This window comes from Nonomuraea maritima, from assembly GCF_900100395.1.
Lineage (GTDB): Bacteria > Actinomycetota > Actinomycetes > Streptosporangiales > Streptosporangiaceae > Nonomuraea > Nonomuraea maritima.
Genome location: NZ_FNFB01000004.1, coordinates 21,979 through 46,681, shown reverse-complemented (window position 1 = coordinate 46,681; position 24,703 = coordinate 21,979). Strand labels below are relative to the sequence as shown.

General features: G+C 71.2%; 22 protein-coding genes and 2 pseudogenes. 6 read left to right on the top strand and 18 right to left on the bottom strand.

Features of this window, described 5'->3' with window-relative positions; translation table 11 throughout:
- The first annotated feature begins 8 nt into the window (after positions 1 to 8).
- A complete protein-coding gene (locus BLR04_RS09010) occupies positions 9 to 242 on the top strand; it encodes a hypothetical protein (RefSeq protein WP_090761681.1) in 234 nt (77 codons plus the stop codon).
- A 54-nt stretch (positions 243 to 296) separates the two neighbouring features.
- Here the strand turns inward: BLR04_RS09010 and BLR04_RS09005 are convergent, their stop codons facing one another.
- The 8 genes from BLR04_RS09005 to BLR04_RS08970 form a co-directional block, all read right to left on the bottom strand.
- On the bottom strand, positions 297 to 1,559 hold the full coding sequence (locus BLR04_RS09005) for an MFS transporter (protein WP_245740124.1): 1,263 nt from the start codon (positions 1,557 to 1,559) through the stop codon (positions 297 to 299).
- A gap of 133 nt (positions 1,560 to 1,692) precedes the next feature.
- Positions 1,693 to 2,043, bottom strand: coding sequence for a nuclear transport factor 2 family protein (locus BLR04_RS09000; RefSeq protein ID WP_090761679.1), 351 nt, complete (start codon positions 2,041 to 2,043; stop codon positions 1,693 to 1,695).
- A 113-nt stretch (positions 2,044 to 2,156) separates the two neighbouring features.
- A complete protein-coding gene (locus tag BLR04_RS08995) occupies positions 2,157 to 3,818 on the bottom strand; it encodes a class I adenylate-forming enzyme family protein (RefSeq protein ID WP_090761677.1) in 1,662 nt (553 codons plus the stop codon).
- A gap of 130 nt (positions 3,819 to 3,948) precedes the next feature.
- The gene (locus BLR04_RS08990; RefSeq protein WP_090761675.1) at positions 3,949 to 4,554 is read right to left on the bottom strand and encodes a VOC family protein; all 606 of its coding nucleotides are present in this window, start codon (positions 4,552 to 4,554) and stop codon (positions 3,949 to 3,951) included.
- Between the two features lie 110 nt (positions 4,555 to 4,664).
- Complete coding sequence (locus BLR04_RS08985) at positions 4,665 to 5,486, bottom strand: carbohydrate ABC transporter permease (RefSeq protein WP_090761673.1); 822 nt, start codon at positions 5,484 to 5,486, stop codon at positions 4,665 to 4,667.
- Positions 5,483 to 6,397, bottom strand: coding sequence for a carbohydrate ABC transporter permease (locus BLR04_RS08980; RefSeq protein WP_090761671.1), 915 nt, complete (start codon positions 6,395 to 6,397; stop codon positions 5,483 to 5,485). Before BLR04_RS08980 ends, BLR04_RS08985 begins: the two co-directional genes overlap by 4 nt.
- Positions 6,394 to 7,749 carry an extracellular solute-binding protein gene (locus BLR04_RS08975; RefSeq protein WP_090761669.1) on the bottom strand — a complete coding sequence of 452 codons (1,356 nt, stop codon included), beginning with the start codon at positions 7,747 to 7,749 and terminating at the stop codon, positions 6,394 to 6,396. Before BLR04_RS08975 ends, BLR04_RS08980 begins: the two co-directional genes overlap by 4 nt.
- 51 nt (positions 7,750 to 7,800) lie before the next feature.
- Positions 7,801 to 8,622 (bottom strand): alpha/beta fold hydrolase, encoded by an 822-nt coding sequence (locus BLR04_RS08970; RefSeq protein WP_090761667.1) that lies wholly within the window; start codon positions 8,620 to 8,622, stop codon positions 7,801 to 7,803.
- Positions 8,623 to 8,788: 166 nt separating this feature from the next.
- Here BLR04_RS08970 and tnpA point away from each other — a divergent pair.
- Both tnpA and BLR04_RS08960 read left to right on the top strand, forming a co-directional pair.
- Positions 8,789 to 9,142, top strand: a pseudogene (tnpA, locus tag BLR04_RS08965) (IS200/IS605 family transposase); the annotation flags it as partial.
- A 53-nt stretch (positions 9,143 to 9,195) separates the two neighbouring features.
- Positions 9,196 to 10,257, top strand: a pseudogene (locus tag BLR04_RS08960) (RNA-guided endonuclease InsQ/TnpB family protein); the annotation flags it as partial.
- Between the two features lie 174 nt (positions 10,258 to 10,431).
- On the opposite strand, the gene BLR04_RS08955 reads toward BLR04_RS08960, so the two are convergent.
- The 7 genes from BLR04_RS08955 to BLR04_RS08925 are packed head-to-tail and all read right to left on the bottom strand — an operon-like array spanning position 10,432 to position 18,473.
- Entirely contained in the window at positions 10,432 to 12,030 is a 1,599-nt protein-coding gene (locus tag BLR04_RS08955) for an ABC transporter ATP-binding protein (RefSeq protein WP_090761665.1), read from the bottom strand.
- Complete coding sequence (locus BLR04_RS08950; RefSeq protein WP_090761663.1) at positions 12,027 to 13,067, bottom strand: serine hydrolase domain-containing protein; 1,041 nt, start codon at positions 13,065 to 13,067, stop codon at positions 12,027 to 12,029. The genes BLR04_RS08955 and BLR04_RS08950 overlap by 4 nt, the downstream gene beginning before the upstream one ends.
- A complete protein-coding gene (locus BLR04_RS08945; RefSeq protein WP_090761661.1) occupies positions 13,064 to 14,227 on the bottom strand; it encodes an anhydro-N-acetylmuramic acid kinase in 1,164 nt (387 codons plus the stop codon). Before BLR04_RS08945 ends, BLR04_RS08950 begins: the two co-directional genes overlap by 4 nt.
- Positions 14,224 to 15,138: an N-acetylmuramic acid 6-phosphate etherase gene (gene murQ / locus BLR04_RS08940; RefSeq protein ID WP_090761659.1), complete on the bottom strand. Its 915-nt coding sequence runs from the start codon at positions 15,136 to 15,138 to the stop codon at positions 14,224 to 14,226. The genes BLR04_RS08945 and murQ overlap by 4 nt, the downstream gene beginning before the upstream one ends.
- A complete protein-coding gene (locus tag BLR04_RS08935) occupies positions 15,135 to 15,965 on the bottom strand; it encodes an ABC transporter permease (protein WP_245740123.1) in 831 nt (276 codons plus the stop codon). Before BLR04_RS08935 ends, murQ begins: the two co-directional genes overlap by 4 nt.
- The gene (locus tag BLR04_RS08930; RefSeq protein WP_090761657.1) at positions 15,962 to 16,930 is read right to left on the bottom strand and encodes an ABC transporter permease; all 969 of its coding nucleotides are present in this window, start codon (positions 16,928 to 16,930) and stop codon (positions 15,962 to 15,964) included. Before BLR04_RS08930 ends, BLR04_RS08935 begins: the two co-directional genes overlap by 4 nt.
- 1 nt (position 16,931) lies before the next feature.
- Positions 16,932 to 18,473: an ABC transporter substrate-binding protein gene (locus BLR04_RS08925; protein WP_090761655.1), complete on the bottom strand. Its 1,542-nt coding sequence runs from the start codon at positions 18,471 to 18,473 to the stop codon at positions 16,932 to 16,934.
- A gap of 78 nt (positions 18,474 to 18,551) precedes the next feature.
- On the opposite strand from BLR04_RS08925, the gene BLR04_RS08920 reads away from it, so the two are divergent.
- From BLR04_RS08920 to BLR04_RS08910, 3 genes are all read left to right on the top strand, one after another.
- The gene (locus BLR04_RS08920) at positions 18,552 to 19,436 is read left to right on the top strand and encodes a MurR/RpiR family transcriptional regulator (RefSeq protein ID WP_090761653.1); all 885 of its coding nucleotides are present in this window, start codon (positions 18,552 to 18,554) and stop codon (positions 19,434 to 19,436) included.
- Positions 19,437 to 19,502: 66 nt separating this feature from the next.
- Positions 19,503 to 20,393: a sulfotransferase family protein gene (locus tag BLR04_RS08915; protein ID WP_090761651.1), complete on the top strand. Its 891-nt coding sequence runs from the start codon at positions 19,503 to 19,505 to the stop codon at positions 20,391 to 20,393.
- 76 nt (positions 20,394 to 20,469) lie between these two features.
- The gene (locus tag BLR04_RS08910; RefSeq protein WP_176903007.1) at positions 20,470 to 22,104 is read left to right on the top strand and encodes an arylsulfatase; all 1,635 of its coding nucleotides are present in this window, start codon (positions 20,470 to 20,472) and stop codon (positions 22,102 to 22,104) included.
- Positions 22,105 to 22,170: 66 nt separating this feature from the next.
- On the opposite strand, the gene BLR04_RS08905 is transcribed toward BLR04_RS08910, so the two are convergent.
- The 3 genes from BLR04_RS08905 to BLR04_RS08895 all read right to left on the bottom strand — a co-directional run bounded on the left by BLR04_RS08905 (position 22,171) and on the right by BLR04_RS08895 (position 24,703).
- Positions 22,171 to 22,707 carry an NUDIX hydrolase family protein gene (locus BLR04_RS08905; protein WP_090761646.1) on the bottom strand — a complete coding sequence of 179 codons (537 nt, stop codon included), beginning with the start codon at positions 22,705 to 22,707 and terminating at the stop codon, positions 22,171 to 22,173.
- A 134-nt stretch (positions 22,708 to 22,841) separates the two neighbouring features.
- Complete coding sequence (gene nrfD, locus BLR04_RS08900) at positions 22,842 to 23,837, bottom strand: NrfD/PsrC family molybdoenzyme membrane anchor subunit (protein ID WP_090761644.1); 996 nt, start codon at positions 23,835 to 23,837, stop codon at positions 22,842 to 22,844.
- Positions 23,834 to 24,703 carry a 4Fe-4S dicluster domain-containing protein gene (locus tag BLR04_RS08895; protein WP_090761641.1) on the bottom strand — a complete coding sequence of 290 codons (870 nt, stop codon included), beginning with the start codon at positions 24,701 to 24,703 and terminating at the stop codon, positions 23,834 to 23,836. Before BLR04_RS08895 ends, nrfD begins: the two co-directional genes overlap by 4 nt.

Sequence of the window (24,703 nt, the reverse complement as noted above, 5' to 3'; positions counted from 1 at the left end):
ATCGGGGCATGAGGCAGCTGTTGGTGTTCGGCGAGCGGGACGACGCCGAGGAGGTCGCCGAGATGCTGGGTGAATGGTTTCCCGAGCTCGGCGAGCCGCGTGTGGTGCGCGAGACGCTGGCAGGTGAGGACGACGCCGAGGACGCCCAGTGGGTGGTCGTCGTCGAAGGGCTCGACGAGAGCCGGCTCACCAAGGTGGACGAGCTGGTCGAGCGGTACGCGGGCTGGCGCGAGTCCGGCTGATCGGGTGGCACCCGACCAGCCGGGTGGTGGTGGTGACGCCTGGTCGACCGCCTTCTAGACGGCGGATTGCTGGGCCTCGGCGAGGCCTTCCCGGCGGGCCTTCTCCGCCAGGGCGTGCTCGTCGGTGCGGGCGTCGTACCGGCGGAACTTCGGAAGGGCGGCGGCGAGACCGAGGACGGCGCCGATGCACAGCAGGCCGCCCGCGCCGAGGGAGAAGCGGGTGCCGGTGATGTCGGCCATGACGCCGGCGCGGGCGTTGCCCAGCATCGGTCCGCTGGCGTAGGAGAGCAGTTCGATGCCGGCCAGGCGGCCGCGGTATTCCGACGGGATTGTCTGGTTCCACATGGTGCCGCGGAAGATGCCGCTGATCATGTCGGCGGCGCCGGCCAGGGCCAGGCAGGTGAAGACCAGCCAGACGTTGGGGGCCAGCGCGGTCAGCGCCAGCGCGACGCCCCACACCGTCGCGGCGACGATCACGCCGAGGCCGTGCCGGTGCACGCGCGTCGTCCACCGGCCGGTGATGGAGGCGATCAGGGCGCCGACGGCCGCGGCGGAGTACAGCAGCCCCACCGCCTCGGGCGCCCGCAGCTCATCGGCGAGGAACGGGTAGAGCGCGTTCGACATCGCGAACACCATCGCCGCGATGTCGACCAGGTATGTGCCCATCAGATCCTTGCGGCTCAGCGCGTACCGCATGCCCTCGACGAGCGACTGCAGGGAGGGCGGGGCGGCGTCCTCGGCGGGCGGGACCGACCTGGTCGCCCACAGCAGGGGCAGCGACACCAGGAAGGTCAGCGCGTCGATCCCGTACGCGAGCGCGGGGCCGTACTGGGCGAGCAGGAGGCCGCCGAGGGCGGGGGCGACGATGGCGCCGAAGTTCCAGCGCAGGCTCGACAGCACGGCCGCCGCGGCCTGCTGGTCGTGCTTGACCACCTGCTGGAGCACGGCTTCCAGGCTCGGACGCTGCAGGCAGGCGATGCCCGTGGAGATCGCGCCCACCACGTACAGGACCCAGATCTGCGGGTCGGGCAGGAGTGCGTTGACCGTGAGGGCGGCGGCGGTGACCAGCAGCCCGAGCTCGCTGAACACGATGATCTTGCGGCGGTCGAGCGCGTCGGCGATGGCGCCGCCCCACAGGCCGCACACGACCATCGGCACGAACTCCGCCAGGCTCACCAGGCCGACCGCGAGGAAGGAGTCGGTGAGCTGCTTCATCTGGTACGGCACCGCGACCATGGTGATCAAGGTGCCGAACATCGTGATGACGCCGGAGCTGAAGAGAAGTCGGTAGTCGCGGGAATCGCGAAGGGGGGTCACATCGACGGAGATGTGGTGAAGAAGGCGTCTCACGGTTTGGTGCACGACGTCCGATTGTCGGGTCGCGGGCCCTTCGGCGCAATCTCTTTTCGGTGGTGAACGGCCCCCGGAGGGATCCGGGGGCCGTGCCGGGTCAGGACGGGACCTTGTCGAGGAAGCCGAGCACCTTGCGGATCCTGCCGTCGTCGGCCAGCTCGACGACGTCGAAGCCGACGGCGACCGGGTCGCCGCCCTCCGGGCCGAGGTGCCAGGTGAAACGGGCGGTGTGGTGGTGGGCGTCGTAGTGGTCGCCGGGGGTGAAGACCAGTCCGGGGAACATGCTCTGGGCGCCCTCGATCACGGCGGCGATGCCGTCGTGCCCGGCGACGTCGGCCAGCGGGTCGGTGTAGGTGGCGTCCTCGGTCCACAGCTCGGCCACGGCCTTGGCGCGGGCGGTGGGGTCGGTCTCGTTCCAGGCGGCGACGTACTGTTCGACGAGGGTCATGGTGGCTCCTTTGCCGGCGTCGTTCGTGACTCCTGAACGATGCCAGCCCAGGGATAGGCGCCGCGATTACGCCGCAGGTAAGGGCCCGGCGGAGCATCCGCCGGGCCGCCGGGTCAGCCGCCCAGGATCTCCCTGCGGAGATGGGTCTTCAGGATCTTGCCGCCGGGGTTGCGGGGCAGCTCGGTGTCGCGGACCCACAGATGCACCGGGATCTTGAACTTGGCGATCCGGTCGCCGAGGAACGTCTGCAGTTCCTCCAGGGTGATCGACTGCCCGGGAGCCGGGCGGACGACCATGCCCACCTCCTCGCCCAGCTCGTCGTGCGGCACGCCGATGACGGCGACGTCGTCCACCGCCGGATGCTCGAACAAGGCCGCCTCCACCTCGGCGCAGTAGACGTTCTCGCCGCCTCTGATGACCATGTCCTTGGCCCGGTCGACGATGTAGACGAAGCCCTCCTCGTCGATCTTCGCCAGGTCGCCGGTGTGCACCCACCCGTCGATGAAGGTCTGCGCGGTGGCATCGGGCTTGTTCCAGTAGCCGAGGATGACGTTGGGGCCGCGGACGCACAGCTCGCCGACCTGCCCGGCGGGCAGGTCGCCGCCCATGGGGTCGATCACGCGGACGTCGACGACCGGGGACGGCTTGCCGATGCTGTCGGGCTTGGCCTGGTAGTCGGCGCCGCCGTTGCCGATGGCCAGCGCGCTCGTCTCGGTCATGCCGTAGCCGTTGGAGGGGGCGCGGTTCGGCAGGTTCTGGGTGATGCGCTCCAGCAGCTTGGGCGGGGCGGGGGCGCCGCCGTAGCCGAGGGTGCTCAGCGACGACAGGTCGTACTTGCCGAAGTCGGGGTGCGACATGAGCTGCCAGGCGTTGGTCGGGACGCCGATCATCGCGGTGACCCGCTCCCGCTCGATCAGGCGCAGGGCCTGCTCGGGGTCCCACTTGTACATGAGCACGAGCCCGCCGCCGCTGAACAGCGTGGTGATGAAGGCGGAGAAGCAGCCGGTGACGTGGAACAGCGGGACGGTCAGCAGCGTGATCCGGCGGACCGCCGCGGCCGTCGCGAAGTCGCGGCCGGCGACGGCGCTCGCCCGCGCGAGCCCGTACGCCACGGTCATGGGGGCCTGGCCGATGTTGCGGTGGCTGCCGAGCGCGCCCTTGGAGCGGCCGGTCGTGCCGGAGGTGTAGAAGATCGTGGCCGGGTCGTCGGGGGAGAGGGTGACGTCGGGCAGCGTCACGTCGGCCGTCGGCTCGCCGATGACGTCGGTGAAGGCGCGGGCGCCCTCGGGAAGCTCGCCGCGCGTGACGATCAGCGGCACCCCGGTCGAGGCCAGCCGGAGCGCGCGCTCGCCGTCCGCGATGAGTACCTTGGCGCCGGAGTCGCTCACGCCGTAGGCCAGCTCGGCCTCCGTCCACCAGGCGTTGAGGGGGACGGCGATGGCGCCGGCGGCCAGCACGGCGGAGAACGAGACCGCCCATTCCGGGTAGTTGCGCATGGCGATGGCGACGCGGTCGCCCTTGGTCACGCCGTACTCCTCGACCAGGCGGTTGGCGAGGGTGGCGGCGCGGCGGAAATGGTCCTCGAACGTGATGTGCTCGTCCTCGTAGACGAGGAAGACCTTGTCGCCGTGGAAACGGCTCAGCTCCAGCAACGTGCGGAAGCTCGCCGGCGCGTTCTTCCATGTCCGTACGCCGGTATCACCGATCTCTTCTATCTCGAACAGCTGGCCGGGTCCGGTGAGCTGGGCTTGGACCTGGGCGTGCGTAAGAGACATGCGCAGAACTCCCGCTGTGGACGATTATTCCGGAATTCACAGTACCGACCGGTAGGTACGTCGCGCTAGAGCAGGTGAAACGGAGGACGGGCCCGGGGACGGCACTCCCCGGGCCCGTCCTCAGGTCAGGTCAGCGTTCCAGGGTGATGCCCTCGCGGCGGAGGTCCTCGATGACGCCGTCCACCAGGCGGGTCGCCACCGTGTGGCGCAGGCGGCCCTCGTCGCGCAGCTCGCGTACGGCGGGCACGGGGTCGGGGTCGGCGAACAGCCGCCCGTCGGAGTGGTCGGCCGGCCTGCCCGTCGGGTCGAGCGTCCACCAGGACGCCTCCATCGCGATGCCGTTCGGGTCGCTGAAGTAGATCGAGCGCAGGAAGCCGTGGTCGATGACGTCGGTCACCTCGCAGCCGTGCTCCTTGAGCCGGTCGCGCAGCCGGAGCAGCGCGTCCTCGTCGGGCAGGTGCATCGACAGGTGGTCGAACTGGGCCGCCTTCGCGTACGGCACCCCGGCCGGCTTGGCGAAGCTGTCGATGGACTGGTCGGTGTACTCGAAGAAGGCGATCGTGCTGCCCTCGCCGATGTCGAAGAAGTAGTGCCGGAAGGCGGGGAGGGCGAGGGTGGCGACGAGGCGGGCGTCGAGCACCCCGTGCCAGAAGCGCACGGTGGCGTCCATGTCCGCGGTCACCAGGGCGAGGTGGTGCACGCCACGCCAGTGCACCGTGTCGGGAGTTGCTGCCATGTCCTGACGGTACGCCTTTCAACTATCTCTGTGAAGCGCGTGGTGCGGCGCCTCTTGGAGGAACAGGCGGTTCGTGGTGCGGCGTCTCTTGGGTGGGGTGCGGTGGGTGTTCAGCCCTTGACGGAGCCGGCGAAGCTGAAGGAGCCGGCGAGGTACTTGTTGACGGCCACGTACAGGACGACCGCGGGGGCCGTGTAGAGGATCGAGAAGGCGGCCAGTTGGCCGTAGGCGACCTGGCCGTACTGGGAGAAGAAGGTGTAGACGGTGACGGCGGCGGGCTGCTTCTCTGGAGCGTCGAGCAGGACGAACGGGGCGAAGAAGTTGCCCCACTGGCCGACGAAGACGAAGATCGCCACCACCGCGATGCCCGGCGCCATCAGCGGCCCCACGACCGCCCGCAGCGACTGGAACCACCCGGCCCCGTCGACCCAGGCGGCCTCCTCGAGGCTGACCGGCACCCCGTCCATGAAGTTCTTCATCATCCAGATCGAGAACGGCAGCGAGCTCGCCGTCAGGAACAGCACCATCGCCGGCACCGAGCCGTACAGGTTGAAGCGGAAGAACATCGCGTAGACCGGCACGAGGACGGCGGTCACCGGCAGGCCCGTCGTGAACAGCAGGGTCAGCATGAACGGACGGCGGAAGCGCAGCTGGTAACGCGATAGCGGGTACGCCGCCAGCCCCGCCACCACGACCGTCAGGATCGCGGTCGAGCCCGAGATCACGATCGAGTTGATCAGCGGCAGGATGATCGTCTCCCAGGTCAGCACGGCCCGGAAGTTGTCCAGGGAGAAGGTGAGCGCCGGCGCGGCGGCCAGGGTGGCCTCCGGCTGCACCGACGCGAGCAGCACCCACAGGAACGGCCCCGCGAACGCCACCGCGATGAGCAGCAGGGCGAGCGTGGCGGCCGTCCGGGCGGCGTGCCGGGTCATGCGTCCTCCACCTTGATCAGGCGCAGGTAGACCAGCGAGAACAGCGCGCCGATCACCAGCAGCACCAGGGCGATGGCCGAGCCGTAGCCGATCTCGAAGTAGCGGAACGCCTGCTCGTACATGTAGAGCGGGGTGGTCTGGCTCGCGGTGCCGGGACCGCCGCCGGTCAGGGCGTAGATGAGGCCGAAGCTCGCGAGCGTCTGCAAGGTGATCAGCATGAGGTTGGCCATGATCGACCGGCGGATCAGGGGGAGCGTGACGTGCACGAGGCGGCGCAGCGGACCGGCACCGTCGACGGCGGCGGCCTCCACCAGGTCGGCGGGCACCTCCGACAGCGCCGCCGAGTACACCAGCATCGAGAACGCCGTGCCGCGCCACACGTTGGCGAGGATGACCGCGACCATGGGCGCCGTGTAGAGCCACTCCTGTGAGATGCCGAGCACCGTGTTGAGGGTCCCGTCCTCGGCGAGGAACGAGAACCAGCAGGCGGCGGCCACGATCTCGGGCATGACCCACGCGGCGATGACCACCCCGTTGACCACGCTGCGGAGCAGCCGCCCGCGCCCCCGCTGCAGGAGCGCGATGACCAGGCCGAGCGTGTTCTGCCCGATGACGGCCGAGCCGATGACGAAGACGAACGTGAGCAGGAAGGAGTTGAGGAAGTTCGGGTCGCCGAACATCCGGACGAAGTTGTCGAGGCCCACGAACGTCGAGTTCACCGAGGCCGAGCCCGTCAGCGTCTCGTTGGTGAAGGCGACGTAGACGCTCCACAGGATGGGCCCCGCGAGGAAGAGCGCCAGCAGGACGAACGAGGGAACCAGGGGCAGGAGCCGGCGCAGCGCCCCGCGCCGCGACGGGCCGCCCGAGGGCGCCTGCGTCGCGGGCGGGGACGGCGCCGTGGCGATCGTCATGGACCGAGGACCTTGTCGGCGCCCCCGACGGCCGCGGGCAGCGACCTGGCGTAGGCGGCGGTGGCCTCCTCAGGTGTTCTCGAACCGGTCGTGATGGCCTCCATGGCCTCCTGGATCTGCGCCGACACCTTCGGATAGGCCTCGTACGCCGGCCGGTAGTGCGTCACGGCGGCCAGTTCGGTGAAGAACTGCACGCTCGGGTTGTCGGCGCTGTAGGCAGGGTCGGCGGCGACGTCCCTGCGGGGGGCGAGGTCGCCCGTGCCCACCGAGTACGCCATCGAGTTCTCCTTGTTCGTGGCCACCGTGATGAAGTCGAACGCCTCCTTCTTGTGCGGGGTGTAGGCGCTCATCGCCATGACCCAGCCGCCCGACATGCTGACCGAACCGGGCTCCTGGCCGTTCTGCGTGGGCATCGCCGCCCAGCCGATCTTGTCCGTCCACTCCGGCCACGGTTTCGTGCTGGTCGGCTTCCAGGCCGCCGCGGTCCACGCGCCGTCGAGCGAGATGCCGAGCTTCGCCGCGGGGAACCAGTCCATGTTGACCTTGTCGGCGAGCTTGGGGTTCTGCGCGTCGGCCTGCCGGGGACCGAGTTCCTCCCGGTAGATCGTGTTGACGAAGGCGAGGGCGTCGGTGAAGTTCCTGCCGCCGGCCACCCACTTCTGCTGGGTGTCGTCGTACAGGGTGCCGCCGGGGGTGCCGTACAGGAGCATCTCGAAGCCCTGCATGGTGGTGGCCTCGCCGTGGATCTTCGTGGAGTACATGCTGAACGGGACCACCCCGGGGACCCGCTGCTTGATCGTGCGGGCCGCGGTCAGGACGTCGTCCCAGGTCTTCGGCTGCCACGGCACGGCCAGGCCCGCCTTGGCGAAGACCTCCTTCTGGTACCACAGGCCGCGCGTGTCGGTGCTGATCGGGACGCCGTAGATCCGGCCGTCGGTGCCTCTCGCGGCAGCCTTGACCGAGTCGGGGAACTGGGTGTCCCAGTCGGGCCAGGTGGCGAGATGCTCGTCGAGCGGGGCGAGCTTGCCCGCCGCGACGTCCGCGTTCACCTGGAACGTGTCGTGGTAGTAGAGGTCGGGCGCGGAGTCGGGGGAGCGGTTGAGCAGCGCCAGTTTGGTGTAGTACGCCTCCGGGGTGCCCTGCACCGCGGTCAGCTGGATCGTCACGCCGGGGTGGGCGGCCTCGTACTGCTTCTTCGCGTTGCCGAGCATCTTCTCCAGATGCGGCCACGTCACATCCACCCGGTAGAGGACTTCGAGTTCCTTGCCGCCGGAGTTCTCCTGTGAGGCGCCGGCGCCGCAGCCGGCGATCGCCGCCAGCAACAGGAGGGAACCGGCCAGCCTGCGTTTCATCACGGCCTCCCCTTGTTTCCTTGGGTCACCGCGAACGTAAGTCTTCTTGATCTAGGCGGTCAATGTCTCTGTCAGGAGCCGGTGGAGGGCGTCGCCGAACTCGGCCGGGCTGCGCAGGTAGCCGACGTGGTCGCCGGGCAGCTCGACGGCGCTCGTGCCGAGTGCGGCGGCGACGGCGAGAGTGGTGCGGTGCAGGGGGCGGCCGCGGGTGCCCGCGCCGTACGCGACGACGACCGGCGCGCCCAGCAGCGCCGCCGCGTCGGGGACGTACGCGCTGAACGGGCCCAGCTCATGCAGCAGGCTCGACTCCAGGTTGGCGGCCATCCGGGTGAGCATCGCGCGCACCCACGACGGCAGCGCGGGATCGGGCCCGGGCGGCGGCGGGACGCCGGTCGCCTCGCCGAGCGCGCGCAGCGCCGCGCCGACGCCCGCGCGGGCGTGCACGTCGAGCAGGTCGCGCGCCAGCCGCTGCCAGCTCGCCGCGTCGGGCAGCAGCGCGAAGGCGGGCGGCTCGTGCGCCACCAGCCGCCGCACCCGCCCGGGATGGCGGGCCAGCAGGTCGAGGCCGATCAGCGCCCCCGAATGGGTGGCGAACACGTCGGCCGGGCCGGGACCCGTGGCCTCCAGCAGCCGGAGCGCGTCGCTGGTGTGCTCCTCGACCCGCTGCTGCCCGGGCGGCCCTGTGAGCGGGCTGCGGGTGGCGCCGCGGCGGTCGTAGGTGATGACGGTGTGGCGGCCGGACAGCGCCTCGGCCAGCGGGGCGGCCATCGCGGCGTCGGAGCCGCCGCCGATGATCGTGAGCAGCACCGGACCGGTTCCGCGCACCTCGAAGTAGAGCCGCGCGCCGGGTACGTCGAGCACTCCTGAGTCCATCAGATCCTCCCGAGGGGACCGTCGCCTTGAGGTGACAGGGGAATCGGGAGCGGGAGGGCCGTCAAGGCCCGAGCGTGCAGTGACCTGTCAGGTCCGCGCATCGGAGATCTCCGTTCATCGCGCGTCAGATGGATGGCGCTGTCATAGTGATCGTGTGACTCGTCAGGTGCGCACGTCCCCGGGCGCGGCCTACGACCTCGGATACCAGGTGGTGTGGTGCCCGAAGTACCGCGGTCCGGTCCTCGGCGGCCGGGTGAAGGACCGCCTGCAGGAGCTGATCCGCGCCAAGGCCGACGAGCACGGGCGGGGAGATCGTGGCGCTTGAGGTGATGCCCGACCACGTGCACCTGTTCGTCAAGCCCCACCCGAAGAACTCGCCGTCGTACGTGGCCAACCAGTTCAAGGCTTCACTTCCCACCACCTGCGCTCCCAACTGCCCACACTGTGGTCACGGTCCTCTTTCGTGGCCACGGTTGGCGCCGTGTCCGCCGAGACGGTCCAGCGCTACATCGAGACGCAGGACGAGCGGCCGTCCAAGGGCGGTGACCGTGCGTTAGGTCGTTCAAGTTCCTCCTGCGACCCACCGCCAAGCAGGCCGCTGCACTCGCCGCGTGCCTGGAAGACCACCGTCAGCTCTACAACGCCGCTTCGGAGCACCGCCGCACCGCCTACCGCAAGGCAGGCGTGACGGTCCGGTACGGCGATCAGTCGGGCGAGTCGAAGCACATCCGTGCTGATGACCCGGACGGGCAGTCGCGTTGGTCGTTCTCCTCCCGACAGGCCACCCTGCGCCGCCTGGACAAGGCGTTCACCTGGTTCTTCGAGCGGGTCCGCGAGGGTCGTAGGCCCGGCTTCCCCCGTTTCAAGGGCCGGGGCTGGTTCGACACGGTCGAGTGGCCGAAGGACGGTGACGGCTGCCGATGGGACTCCCAGCCCGAGCACCCCACCGCGACGTTCGTGCGGTTGCAGGGCATCGGGCATGTCCGCGTGCACCAGCACCGCCGCGTGCCTGGCACCGTCAAGACGATCAGCGTGCGGCGGGAAGGCTCCCGCTGGTATGTGATCCTCTCCTGTGACGGCGTGCCCGCCGAGCCGCTTCCCGCCACGGGCGCTGTGGTCGGCCTGGATATGGGTGTGGCCTCGCTTGTCACGACGTCGGACGGTTCGCACGTGGCCAACTCGCGTCACCTCGCCGCGACCGCTGATCGCCTCGCCGCCGCGCAACGGAGCCTCGCCCGCAAGAAGCGCGGGTCCAAACGCCGTCGCAAGGAGGTGGCACGGATCGCCGCATTGCACGGCAAGGTCCGCCGCCAGCGACTCGATCACGCACACAGGACGGCGAACGCGCTGGTCCGCGACCACGACGTGATCGTGCACGAGGACCTGCGGATCGCGAACATGACCCGCTCCGCTGCGGGCACGATCGAGCAGCCCGGACGGAACGTCGCTGCCAAGTCCGCGCTCAACCGAAGCATCCTCGACGCGGGTTGGGGGGTGTTCCTGACGGTTCTCGCGCACAAGGCTGAAAGCGCCGGTCGAGAGCTGATCGCGGTGAACCCCGCCAACACCTCCCGCACCTGCGCCCGGTGCGGGCACGTGGCAAAGGAGAACCGTCTCACCCAGGCCGAGTTCGCCTGTACGGCGTGCGGGCATGCCGCGCACGCCGACGTGAACGCGGCGGTCAACATCTTGAGGGCAGGGCTTGCCCTTCGCCGGGCTGCGGAAGCGGCTTGGCGAGAAGCCGCTCAGCGGAGGAGTCACCAGACCGCCCACTGTAATCCTCAGGGGACCGGCCGCCAACGGTCCGCGTCAGCGGGATGCGGCGCGCCCGGGGATGGCGGCGAGCAGTTCGCGGGTGTAGTCGTCGCGCGGGTGGTCGAAGATCTCCTCGGTCGTGCCGCTCTCCACGATCGTGCCCTCGTGCATGACGTGCACGGCGTGCGAGATCATCCGCACCACGGCCAGGTCGTGGCTGATGAACAGGTAGCTGAGGCCGAGCTCGCGCTGCAGTTCGGCCAGCAGGTCGAGGATCTGTGCCTGCACCAGCACGTCCAGCGCGGAGACGGCCTCGTCCAGGACCACGAGGTCGGGGGACAGGGCGAGGGCTCGCGCGATGGCCACCCGCTGGCGCTGCCCGCCGGACAGCTCGTGCGGCAGCCGCTCGCCCATGGACGCCGGCAGCGACACCTTCTCCAGCAGCTCCGCCGCCGTCTTCCTGCGTTCCGCGGCCGTGCCGACGCGGTGCACGCGCAGCGGCTCGGTGATCGACTTCTCGACCGTGTAGCGGGGGTCGAGCGAGGCGTACGGGTTCTGGAAGACCGGCTGCACCCGCCGGCGGAACGCGAACAGCTCGCGCCGCCGCAGCCCGGCCAGGTCGGTGCCGTCGAAGCGGATGGCGCCCGAGGTCGGCTCGTCCAAACCGAGCACCAGGTTGGCGGTGGTCGACTTGCCCGAGCCCGACTCGCCCACGATCGAGACGGTGTGCCCGCGCGGGATGGTGAAGGACACGTCGTCCACCGCGGTGAACTCCTCGCCCGAGCCCCTGGCAGGGAACACCTTGCGCAGGTTCTCCACCACGACCAGGTCGGGAGCGTCGCGGGGCGGCTCGGGGACGCGGGCGGAGGCGAGGCTCGGCACCGCCTTCAGCAGCCGCCGCGTGTAGTCGTGACCGGGCTCGGCGAGGATGCCCGCCGCCGGTCCGGTCTCCACGATCTCCCCCTGGTACATCACGGCCACCGTGTCGGCGCGTTCGGCCGCGAGCGCCAGGTCGTGCGTGATGAGCAGGACCGCCGTTCCCATCTCCGCGGTGAGCCGTCCGAGCTGGTCGAGGATGCGCCGCTGGACGGTCACGTCGAGTGCGGAGGTCGGCTCGTCGGCGATGAGCAGCCGCGGCCGGCAGGCGAGGCCCATCGCGATCAGCGCCCGCTGCCGCATGCCGCCGGAGAACTCGTGCGGGTACTGCGCGGCCCGGCGCGCCGGTTCTGGGATGCCCACCATGTCGAGCAGCTCCACCGCGCGGGCCTGGGCCGCCTTGCCGGTGGCGACGCCGTGCACCTCCAGCGCCTCGGCGATCTGGTCGCCGATGCGCATGAGCGGGTTGAGGTTCGACATCGGGTCCTGCGGCACCAGGCCGATGCCCGCGCCGCGGATCGCGGTCATCTCCTTCCTGCTCGCCGTCGCGAGGTCGCGCCCCTCGAACAGGACCTGCCCGCCGGTGATGCGGCCGTTGTCGGGCAGCAGCCGGTTGACGGCGGCGGCCGTGGTCGACTTGCCGGAGCCCGACTCGCCCACCACGGCGACGGTCTGGCCCGCGAGGATCTCCATCGAGACGTTCTTGACGACGGTCACGTCCTGCTTGCGGGTGCGGAAGGCGACGGACAGGTCGCGGATCTGCAGCAGCGGCGTCATGCGGTCTCCGCTCGTTGTGCGGTGGCCTGCAGCAGGCCGTTCCAGAGCTCTTCGGTCGGAGTCGGCTGCCCCTCGACGAGGAGCCGGTTGGAGGCGAGGGCCAGCGCGATGTCGCGGCCCGGCACGAACCCGACCGCGCAGCCCACGTAGCCGGGGTGGCCGAGCACGGTGACCGTCTCGCCGGGCAGTTCGAGCGCGTAGCGGCGGAAGCCGAGCGCCTGCTCCGGGTCGGGGCCAGGCTCCAGGAACTCCCGGACGACCTCGGGCCGCCACAGGTGGTCGTACTCCTCGTAGCGGGACAGCGCGACGGCGTACTTCAGCAGGTCGGGCACGGTCGAGAACAGGCCCGCGTGCCCGCTGACGCCGCCGTAGACGTGGTGGGCGTTGCCGTCGGCCACCTCGCCCAGCACCGGAGCGCGCCGCCAGCCGGCGAAGTCGGTGCTGCGGTACGGCACCGGGTACGGCCTGCCGGTGTCGAGCATGGTCATCTCGACCCGGTCGTCCAGGGCGCTCATGGCGACCTCCGCGCCGGCCGGCCCGGCGTACGTCGTGGAGGTGAGGCCGAGCGGCCGGGTCACCAGCTCGGCCAGCGCGCGGTCGAGCCGCTGCCCGGCCACCGCGGAGACGATCTGCCCGAGCAGGATGAAGCCCAGGTCGGAGTAGTGCCGGGCCCGGCCGGGACGGTAGCGGGGCGGCGGGAACGACGGCTGGACGTACAGCGGCCACCACTCCCAGAGCCCGCCGCGGTGCAGCAGCAGGTCGCGTACGGTGATGGCCTCGTACGACCGGTGCAGGTACGCGCTCAGCGGTGCGTCCAGATCCACCAGCCGCTCCGACACCAGCCGGATGAGCATCGTGGTGGTCGCGAGGACCTTCGTGACCGAGGCGAGGTCGTGGTAGGTGTCGAGGGTCATCGGCGCGAGCCCGGCCGGTTCGCCGTCCTCCCACGTGAGCGTGCGGTGGCCGGTGCACTCGGTGAGGTCGAACCACGGCGTACGGGCCGCCATGACCAGGCCCGGGGGCATGTCCGTGCTCATCGGTGCAGCACCAGCGATCGGGGCGGCTCGGCGAGCGGCGCGGGCAGCACCAGCGGCCCGGCGCCGGGCGTCAGGGTGCCGAGGACGCGCCCGGCGCGGGCGCCCGTCCCGCCGGGGACGGTTCCCGGCAGGCCGTGCGCGCTGAGCCAGCCGATCAGGGCGAACGCGATCGCCTCCTTGTCGTCGGAGGGCGCGCCGTGGTCGTCGGACGGCCCCACCTCGACGCCCGGCAGCGCGCGGCGCAGCCCGTCCATGATCACGGGGTTGCGGCAGCCACCGCCCGACACCACCAGCGTGCCGACCCCGGCGGCCCGCACGTCGGCGGCGACCGTGCGCACGGTCAGTTCGGTCAGCGTGGCCACCAGGTCGGCGTCGCCGGGCGTGACCCCGGCCCTGGCCAGCGCCTGCTCCACGTAGGCGAGGTGGAACAGCTCCTTGCCGGTGCTCTTCGGCGGCGCGAGGCGGTAGTACGGCTCGTCCAGCAGCACCTCCAGCAGGCGGGCGTCCACGTGCCCTGAGGCGGCGATCCGGCCGTCCTCGTCGAAGCCGCGCGGGTGCAGCCCACGTCCGACCACCACCGCGTCGATGAGGGCGTTGGCAGGACCGATGTCGTAGGCGTACAGCTCGCCGTCGCGGACGACGGTGACGTTGGCGATGCCGCCCAGGTTGAGCGCGCCCGCCCCGCCCGCGAGCCCGCCGAGCAGCAGCCCGTCGAGCACCGAGACCAGCGGCGCGCCGTGCCCGCCCGCCGTGATGTCCCTGATCCGCACGTCCGACAGCACGGGCGTGCCCGTGCGCTCGGCGATCCAGGCGGGCTGGCCGATCTGCAGGGTGCCGAGCGCGTGCGTGCCCTCCACCCAGTGGTAGACCGTCTGGCCGTGGGAGACGACCAGGTCGACGGGGCCGCCTGCGGCGATCGCGGCGGCGGCCGCCTCGGCGAACGTCTGCCCGATGAGCGTGTCGAGCTCGCACACCTCGGCCAGCGTCGTCGGCGCGGGCGGCAGCGCGGCGGCCAGCCGGGCGCGCAGCTCGCCGGGGTACGGCGTGCTCGCCGTGTGACCGACACGCCCTTCGAGCCTGCTCCCGACGAGCTCGAAGTCCACCACGGCCACGTCGATCCCGTCGTGCGAGGTGCCGGAGATCATCCCGAGTACTTTCATGCCCGCTCCCCGATCGTGCGCTCATCCAGTGCCGCCCGCAGCCGGCCGCCCGCGCGGGCCAGCCGACCGGCGGCCTCCTGCGGGCTCAGGCCGAAGCGCAGCGCGACGACCGCCTGCTTGACGGAGTACCCGTTGACCTGCAGCGCCGCCACCGCTTCTGCGCGCTCGGCGCCCGTGATGGTCCGCACCATGCGCACCGCCCGCTCACGCAGCTTGCCGTTGGTGGCCCTGACGTCGACCATGAGGTTGCCGTACGTCTTGCCGAGCCGCACCATCACGATCGTCGAGAACATGTTGAGGACGAGCTTCTGCGCCGTGCCCGCCTTCAGGCGGGTCGAGCCGCTGATCACCTCGGGCCCCACGAGCACCTCGATGCCGTGCTCGGCCGCCGCGCTCAGCGGCGTCCCCGCGTTGCACGACAGGCCCACCGTCAGCGACCCGCGCTCACGCGCCCGCCGCACCGCGGCCAGCACGTACGGCGTCCGCCCGCTGGAGGCGATGCCCACCACGGTGTCCAGCGGCCCGACGCCTGCCTCGTCCACGGCGGCGGCGCCTGCCTCCTCGTCGTCCTCGGCCCCCTCGCAGGGCGCGACGATCGCGCTCTCGCCGCCCGCGATGATCGCGAAGACCTGTTCGGGCGGCGTGGAGAAGGTCGGCGGGCACTCGGAGGCGTCCAGCACGCCGAGTCTGCCTGGGGTGCCGGCGCCCACGTACACGAGCCGGCCGCCGCGCAGCATGCGTTCGGCGCTCGCCTCGATCGCCGCGGTGATCCGCGGCAGCGCCGCGGCCACCGCGCCGGGCACCGAGGCGTCGGCGGCGTTCATGGTCGCCGCCAGTTCCGCCACGCTCATGGAGTCGATGCCGGCGAAACGTGGATCGGCCGCTTCGGTCGTCAGTTCTGAGAGGTTCACCGATTCCCTCGGTTTCGCGGGTCGAGTGTGTCGCGCAGGCCGTCGCCGAGCAGGTTGAGCCCCACCACCAGCAGCACGACGACCGCGCCCGGCGCGATGAGCGTCCACGGGGCCACGAACACGAGGCTGCGCGCCTCGAAGATCATGGAGCCCAGCGAGGGCGCGGGCGGCGGGGTGCCGAGGCCCAGGAAGCTCAGCGACGCCTCGGTCAGCACGGCCCAGGACAGCGACAGCGCCACCTGGATGACGATGATCGAGGTGATGTTGGGCAGGACGTGGCGCAGCATGATCTGCCAGCGGCTCTGGCCGGTCGAGACGGCCGCCCGTACGTACTCGATCTCGCGCAGCGACAGCACGGGGCCGCGCGTCACGCGGATGAAGATCGGCACGTACACGACGGCGATGGCCACCGCGACGGTGAACCAGTCACGTTCCAGCACCGACGCCAGCGACAGGGCGAGCAGCAGCGGCGGGAACGCGAACAGCACGTTCGTCACCCCGCCGATCGCGCCGTCGGCGATCCCGCGGTAGAAGCCGGACACCAGGCCGCCCAGCGTGCCGACCACGGTCGCGAACGCCACCGCGACCACGGCGATGAGCGCCGAGTTGCCGACCCCGGCCGCCACCCGGGAGAACACGTCCCGGCCGAACTGGTCGGTGCCGAACAGGTGCGCGCCCGACGGGGCGAGGAACCGCGACGGCGGCTGCTGCGCGATCGGGTCGTACGGCAGCAGCCCCAGGTACGACAGCGCCGCCAGCACCGCCAGGACGACGAGGATGACGACGCCCGCCGCCCCGGCCGGGCTGCGCCGCAGCAGGGCGGTCACGACGCCCTCACTCTCGGGTCGATGATCCGGTAGAGCGTGTCGGTCAGCAGGTTCACCAGCACGAACGCGAGCGCGATTACCAGCACCGTGCTCTGGACGACGGCGTACTCCTTCTGCTGGATGCCGAGCAGGACCTGCCGCCCGATGCCGGGCACGGAGAAGATCTGCTCGACGACGACGGCCCCGCCGAGCAGGTAGCCGAACTGCAGGCCGGTCATGGTGACGATGGGCACGAGCGCGTTGCCGAGCACGTGCCGCACCTGCAGCCGCCGCTCCGGCACGCCCTTGGCGCGCGCGGTGCGCACGAAGTCGTCGGCCCGCACCTCCAGCACCGCCGCGCGGGTCGTGCGCAGGATCGGGGCGGCGATGCCGAAGCCCAGCACCAGGGAAGGCAGGACCATCTGCTGCAGGTTGAGCAGCGGGTCGTCGAGGAAGGTGGCGAAGCCCTGCCCGTTGGGGTTGAACCCGAACGACGCCGCGAACACCGACAGCAGCGTCGTGGCCAGCAGGAAGGCGGGGATCGACAGACCCGCGAGGCTCACCGCCTGCCCGGCCGCGTCACGCGCCGAGTTCGTCCTGGACGCCGCCAGCATGCCGAGCGGCACCCCGATGAGCAGCGCCAGCACGATCGAGAACACCGCCAGCTCGAACGTCACCGGCAGCGACCGCAGCGTCAGATCGAGCACGCTCTGCTGGGCGCGCGCCGACCAGCCGAAGTTGCCGGTGAACAGGTTGCCGAGCCACGAGAAGAACTGGGTGACGAGTGGCTGGTCGAGACCGTAGTAACGCTCCAAAGCCAGCTGTTGGGCGGGCGTCAGGGCGGCGGCCTCGGTGCCGAGGTTGGCGGTGATCTGGTTGCCGGGGATCGCCCGGAGCATGACGAAGACGAACACGGCAACCCCGAACAGGGTGCCGAGCGTCCCCGCCACACGCCGGACGACGCGGCTGCGTACGAATGACCGCATGTCAGGCGACGGAGGTGGTCCGCAGGAACTGCAGGGAGCCGTTCGCCATCGGGACGAAGCCCTGCACGCCGGCCGCCGTCGCGGTGTAGGTGTAACCGGAGAACAGCCAGATCCAGGCGGCGTTGTTCTCCAGCTCCGCCGCCACCTGGTCGTAGACGGCCTTGCGGGCGGCCTGGTCGGTGGCCGCCTTGCCCTCGGCGAACAGCTTGTCCAGCTCGGGAGAGCTGTAGCCGGCCACCTTGTTCAGGTTGCCGGTGCTGGTGAAGTAGCGGCCGTAGGAGCCGTCGGGCTCGGGACGTCCGCCGTTCAGCGCGACGGCGGCGTCGAAGTCGGCCGCGACCCAGCGATCGACGAACGCGCCCGACTCCAGCACCTCCAGGTCCAGATTGATCTTGGCTTCCGCCAGCTGGGCCTTGAGGTTCTGCGCCTCGTTGACGGAGGTGGCGTACTCGCCCTGGGAGACGATGGCCTTCACGGTCACGCCGCTCGACTTGCCGGCCTTGGCGAGGTAGTCGGCCGCCTTGGCGAGGTCGCGGGTGGGGCAGGGCCGCTTGGCCGGGTCGGACTTGTACGCGGGCGAGGTGATCGGCCCGACCACCTCGCCCTCGCCCAGCGCGGCGGTGTCGAGCACCTGCTTGCGGTCGATCGCGCACTGGATGGCCAGGCGCACGTTCACGTCCTTCAGGTCACCGTGCTGGGCGTTCAGCTGCAGCACGTGGTAGTTGAGCTGCGGCGTCTTCGCGACCTCGACGCCGCCGCCCTGCGCGGTCTGCGCGACGAGCGGGTCGTTGAAGACCGCGAGCTGGACGTTGCCCGACTGCATGGCCGAGACGATCGACGACTCGTCGGGGATGACCCGGAACTCGATCGAGGCGACCTTCGGCTTGTCGTGCCAGTACTTGTCGTTCCTGACCAGGCTGATCGACTGGTTGGCCACCCGGTTGCCCAGCGTGAACGGGCCGGTGCCGTTGGGCTTGGCGTTCAGCTCCTCCTCGGTGTCGTCGGAGGAGAGGATGGCCAGGTTCACCGAGGCCAGGTTGGCGGGCAGCGCGGCGTCGGGGCCGGTCAGCTCCAGCACCACCGTGTTCGGGTCGGGCGCCTGCACCTCCTTCACCGACGACAGCGACGCGCGGGCCACGGCCGCCGTCTTCTCGTCCATGAGCTTGTCCAGGGACGACTTCACGTCCGCGGAGTCGAAGGCGCTGCCGTCGGCGTACGTCACGCCCTGGCGCAGCTTGAAGGTGACCTTCTTGCCGTCCTCTGAGGTCTCCCACGACTCGGCGAGGCCGGGCACGACGTTGAGGTCCTTGTCGAACTCGGTGAGGGTGCCGTACAGGTTCTGCAGCACGTTGACGGCCTGGAACTGGGTGGCCTTCCAGGGGAAGAGCGTGTCGGGGTCGGAGGTCACGCCGACGACCAGCGTGCCGCCGCCCTGACCTGACGCGGCGGCGCCGGGGGCGGAGCCGGAGGATGACGAGCAGCTGGTGAGGGCAAGCGACAGCGCAGCGGCGATGCCGACCGCGGGGAGGACGCCACGGGGCATGTAGTCTCCTCAGGGGAGTAGGTCATAAAATTACGCAGACCTTACCACTAAGGTACTTATTTTCCTCAGCGGGGTGAGATGAGCGAGGACGCCGGGACTCTCCTGATCCGCATCCGCGCGGCCCTGCCGGGCCTGCGGCCGTCGGAGCGGCGGATCGCCTCCGCGTTCGTCAGCGACCCCGCCGCCGCGGCCAACCTGTCCATCGCCGCGCTCGCCGCCTCCTGCGGCACCTCGACGACCACGGTCGTGCGCTTCTACCGGCGCATGGGTTACGCCCACTACAAGGACTTCAGGATCGACCTGACCAGGGCCGTGGCCAGGGAGGAGCTCGCGGCGTCGAGCCTGCCGGAGGTGTCCGGCGACATCGACCGCAACGACAGCCTGGAGGGCATCGTCTCCAAGGTCGCCCTGAACGAGACCCTCTCCATCGCCGACACGGCCCGCTCGCTCGACACCGCCGCGCTCGCCGAGGCCGTACGCCTGCTGCTGGCCGCCCGCAGGATCGACAGCTTCGGCGTGGGTGCGAGCGCGCTCGTCAGCCTCGACCTGCACCAGAAGCTCTCCCGCATCGGCCGTACGGCGATCAACTGGCACGACTCGCACTCGGCGTGGACGTCGGCGGCCACGCTCACCCCCGGCTGCGTGGCCGTGGCGATCTCGCACACCGGGGCGACCACGGACACCGTCGAGTTCCTGTCGATCGCCCGCAGGTCGGGGGCCGCCACCGTGGCCATCACCAACTTCCGCGACTCGCCGCTGGCCGGCCAGGCCGACGTGACCCTCACCACGGCCGCGCGCGAGACCGAGTTCCGCTCGGGCGCGCTGGGCAGCCGCATCGCCCAGCTCATGGTCGTCGACTGCCTGTTCACCGGGGTCGCCCAGGCCTCCTACGACGCGTCGATGACGGCGCTGCGCAACACGTACGCGGTGGTGCGTGACCGGGTCGCCCGCAGGGCGCCGTGAAACCTCCTCCTGCTTCACAGCGGCCATTCACCTGGGGTTCACGGGCCGCCCGTACCTTGGACCCCCATGAGCTGGAGGTACCGGGCCAACGCGACCCTTGAGGGACTGACGGGCTACACGTTGACGCGGCGGGTGCCCATGCAGCCGCCGAAGCCGCCGCCGCCCAAGGTGCCTCTGGAGATGCAGCGGCTGCCGGGCGACAAGGTGCGTCCCGCCGCCGACCCCGAGCACGACCGCCTGCTGCGCGAGCCGGTCTTCATCATGTCGTCGGTACGGTCCGGCTCCACGCTGCTGCGCGTCATGCTGAACAGCCACTCCAGGATCCACTCGCCCATCGAGACGCACTTCCGCCGGATGAGCGTGAGCCTCGGCACCGAGCCCGTACGGCAGGCCATGGAGGCGCTCGGCCACACCCACAGCGACATCGAGCACATCGTCTGGGACCGCCTCCTGCACCGCGAGCTGGCCCGCAGCGGCAAGCCCGTCCTCGCGGAGAAGACGCCCAGCAACGTGTTCGCCTGGCGGCGCATCTCCAGCTGCTGGCCGGACGCCCGGTTCGTCTTCCTGCTGCGCCACCCCATGTCGATCGTCCAGTCGTGGCACGAGGCCGACCCGGACAAGCGCCCCATGGCGACGGCGGTGCCGCGCACGCTCGCGTACATGACGCGCGTCGAGGAGGCCCGTACCCACCTGGAGGGCCTGACCGTACGCTACGAGGACCTGGTCGCCGACCCCGAGGGCGAGTTGCGCCGGCTCTGCCTGTTCCTGGGCGTCGAGTTCGAACCCGCCATGCTCGACTACGGCCGGCAGGAGCACGGCGCCTTCGTCAAGGGCATCGGCGACTGGCGCGACAAGATCCGCGCGGGCACGGTCGTCGCGGGCCGCCCGCTGCCGCGGCCCGAGGACATCCCGGCCGAGCTTCATGACATCTGCAGGACATGGAACTACCTTCCGTGACCAGGTCACACAGGTGTGACAGACTTCGCTCGCGATTTGCCCGCCATTCGCCTGGGGCTCCGATATGTTGCCGTTCGTGATCAACGGCCCCTCGCGCCGAGCGTTATTCGCCGGTACTCTCGCCGGCCTCGCCCTGCCCGCGGCACTGCCCGCGAGCGCCGAGGCCACTGCCCGCGGCAGCCTGCCCGCGCGGCCGAACATCGTCCTGGTCCTCGCCGACGACCTCGGCTGGGGTGAGATCGGAAGTCAGGGACAGCGCAAGATCCACACGCCCAACCTCGACCGGCTCGCCGCCGAGGGCGTGCGGTTCGACACCGCGTACGCGGGCGCGCCGCTGTGCGCGCCGTCGCGCTGCGCGCTGCTCACCGGGCTGCACGCGGGGCACGGCACGGTGCGGGAGAATCCCGAGGGCAAGGAGCAGCACGCTCTGCTCGACGCGGACCTCACCTTCGCCGAACTGCTGCAGCTCGCGGGTTACCGGACGGCCCTGTTCGGCAAGTGGGGCTTCGGCCCCGAGCAGCCCGACCAGGAATCGCACCCGAACGTCCGCGGGTTCGGGGAGTTCTTCGGCTACATCACCCACAAGCACGCCCACCAGTACTACCCCGAGTACCTGTGGCACAACGGCGCGAAGGTGCACCTGGGCGGGAAGTCGTACGCGCCTGACCTGTTCCGCGAGCGGGCGATCACCTTCATCGACCAGAACAAGGACCACCCGTTCCTGCTCTACTACGCCTCCAACCTGCCGCACGCCCCGAGCGTCGTGCCCGGGGGCGACGCCGGCGAGTACCGGGACGAGCCCTGGACCATCCAGAACCGCCGGCACGCCGAACAGGTCTCCCGCCTCGACCGCGACGTCGCCGCGCTCGTCGACGCGCTGCGCGAGGCGGGCGTGGCCAGGCGCACGCTCGTGCTGTTCATGAGCGACAACGGCCCGCACCACGAGAAGGGCGTGACGCCCCGCCTGTTCGACTCCAACGGCCCCTTCCGCGGCGACAAACGCGAGCTGTACGAGGGCGGCATCCGCATTCCCGTGATCGCCTGGTCGCCCACGCTGCGCCACCGGGTCGAGACCCGGCCGGTCACCTTCTGGGACGTGCTGCCGACGCTGGCCGACCTCGCGGGCGTGCCGGTGCCCGCCCATCTCGACGGCCGGTCCTTCCGCGGCCTGCTCACCGGCGGCGGCGCCCCGCGGCACAAGCACCTCATCTGGAACCGGCCGCGCAAGGCCCAGGCCATCCGCCGCGGCCGGTGGAAGGTGGTCAGGTGGGCGCCGCACATCGGCGGCGCCGGGCCGAACGGCCGCGTCGAGCTGTACGACCTGAACAAGGACATCGGCGAACGTCACAACCTCGCCGCCGCCAAGCCCCTCCTCGCCGAGGAGCTGTGCGCCGAGCTCGACGCGGCGATCGGTCCGGACCCGCGCCTGCCGTACGGGCTGCGTACGGAGGTCAGCGGCGACGAGGTCGTGGTGACGCTGCACAACGGGTCGAAGGTGCCGTGGCGCGACGTCCGGATCAACCTCGACAAGGCCGGCAAGGCGGACGCGCACACCGTGTCCGTGATCGAACCGGGGACGGCGTTCTCGGCCGGTTTCCCCGTGCCGTCCGGACGGATCGTCGCGCGCGCGGACTTCGAGGCGAACGGCAGGTCGCACGTCTTCCGCCGCAAGCACGTCCAGGTGCACCAGCGCATCGTGCTCACCCACTGACGGGTGCCGGCCGGGTCCAGGGGGACCCGGCCGCACGTCAGGAAAGAGCCCGGGCCGGGGCGGCCGTCAGACGAGCCGGCCCACGTGGGCCAGTGCCTGCTTCAGCAGCACGCCCTGCCCGCCGGTCATCTCGCCCTGCACCGCGGGGGAGGCCACCTCCTCCGGCGTGAACCACACCAGGTCGAGGGCGTCCTGCCGCGGACGGCAGTCGCCCGCCACCGGCACGATGTAGGCCAGCGACACCGCGTGCTGGCGCGCGTCGTGGTAGGGGGTCACGCCCGGCGTGGGGAAGTACTCGGCGACCGTGAACGGCTGCGGCGACGGCGGGATGTTCGGCAACGCCACCGGGCCGAGATCCTTCTCCAGATGACGCATGAGCGCGTCGCGGATGCGCTCGTGGTGCAGCACCCGTCCCGAGACCAGCGCCCGGCTGACCGTGCCGTCCGAGTGGATCCGCAGCAGCAGCCCGACCCGGGTGACCACACCGGTGTCGTCGACCCGCACCGGGACGGCGTCGATGTAGAGGATCGGCATCCGGCCGCGCACCGACTCGAGTTCTTCCGGCGAGAGCCAGGCGGGCGTGGTTTCGGTCTTTTCGGTCATCTGCTGATGGTAAGGCCCGGCGCCTCAGCGGCGTACCGGTCTCTTGGTGAGGGCCGAACGACCGGCCAGCCAGGACGCCGTGCAGATGACGGCCACGATGCCGAGGAACGGCAGGTACTCGACGATCTCGCGCTTCATGTGAGCTCCGCTCTCGCTTTGGCCAGCCGCCTGCGCTGCGGCTGGACGGTGTACTTGGGATCGTTTGCCGACTCGATGCCGGCCCGGAAGACGCCGAACCGGGTGCAGGCAGAACCCGCGAGCAGGGCGGCCCCGGCCGCCATCGCCGCGACCCGGCTGCGGCGGCCCATGCTCGCCCCGGCCAGCGCGCCGGCCAGGCTCAGCGCCTCGCCCAGCCGCATCAGCACGCTGCGCCGCAGCGGCTCGCCCACCGGGCCGAGCCGCCGCTCCATCCGGGTGGCGGCCACGCACTCCACGGCAGCGCCGAGCAGCGCGAGCCTCCGGGCGGGGCCGGCCTCGTCCAGCGGCGCGGCCAGCAGGCCGAGCCCGCCCGCGGCGGCCGCCGCCGACCCGGCGAACAGGAACGGCAGCTCCCGGTAGCCGTCGTGCCAGGCGGGCACCGCCGTGTCGGAGATCAGCGCCGCGGTGTACGTGGCGACGCCCGCCCCCGTGACCGCCGCGCCCACACCGGCCGCCCGGCCGAGGCCCGGGAACCGTCCCGACAGGTCGGTGGCCGCCGCGCACCCGGCCTGCGGGCCGTACGCGGTGAGGATCCAGGTGCCGACGCTCATCGGCGAGGTCACCTTGAACACCCGCAGCATGTTGAGGAAGCGCTCGGGCCGGCCGAGGTCGTGGATCAGGCAGTAGAGCGAGCCGCCGAGCGCCCCCAGCGCCCCCACCTTGCTCACCCGGGCCAGCGTCGGCCTGCCCGTGAGCTCGGCCGCGGCGGCCAGCGCCGACGACGCCCCCGCCAGGCCGCCGAGGAAGAGGTAGCCCGCGATGTCGGGCGCGTGCCACGGAGGCTCGTTCAGGACGGGCCGTCCGTAGTAGGAGTCGGCCGGCGACGACTGCGGCACGAGCCGCTCGCGGCGGCGGCCCGCCGAGCCGGGCGTGGCCTCGCGGTCGGCGCGGGTCTCGGCCGAGCCGTCCATCCGGACGTCGGTCTGGCTCATCGGATCCTCCCCCTCGGCCCGGTGGTGCCCGAGCCGGTCCGTCCCCATGCCGCCGCCGCGACGCCCGCGAGCAGGGCGACCGCCGCGACCCCCACGTGCCGCCACATCGACGGCAGGTCCTTGGTCGTCACGACCGGGTCGGGCGGCAGGCCGTACACCTCGGGCTCGTCCAGCAGCAGGAAGAACGCGCCCGTGCCGCCGACGCCGTCGTCAGGGTCGTGCCCGTACAGGCGGGCGGAGGTCATGCCCGCCTCCCGCACCTGCGCCAGCCGCCGGTCGGCGCGCTCGCGCAGCTCGTCGAGGTCGCCGAACTGGATGGAGTCGGTCGGGCACGTCTTGGCGCAGGCGGGCTGCTCCCCGGCGGGCAGGCGGTCGTAGCACATCGTGCACTTGGCCGCCACGCCCGTGGTCTCGCGCTTGCCGATCACCCCGAACGGGCACGCGGGCACGCAGTACCCGCAGCCGTTGCAGACGTCCTCCTGCACCACGACGGTGCCGTACTCGGTGCGGAACAGCGAGCCGGTCGGGCAGACGTCCAGGCAGGCCGCGTGCGTGCAGTGCTTGCACACGTCGGAGGCCATCAGCCAGCGGAAGTCCATCTCGCCGACGCCCGGCTCCTGGTGCCCGAGCGGGCGGCGCTGCTCGATGAAGGCGACGTGCCGCCAGGTGTCGGCGCTCAGCCCCACGGTGTTGTCGTACGACATGCCGGTGAAGTCGAGGCCGTCCTCGGGGACGTCGTTCCACTCCTTGCAGGCCACCTCGCACGCCTTGCACCCGATGCAGATGCTCGTGTCGGTGAAGAACCCCACCCGGCGGTGGCCGTCCGTCGGCTGCTCGGCGAGGCTGTGGTCCAGGTCGAACGCCAT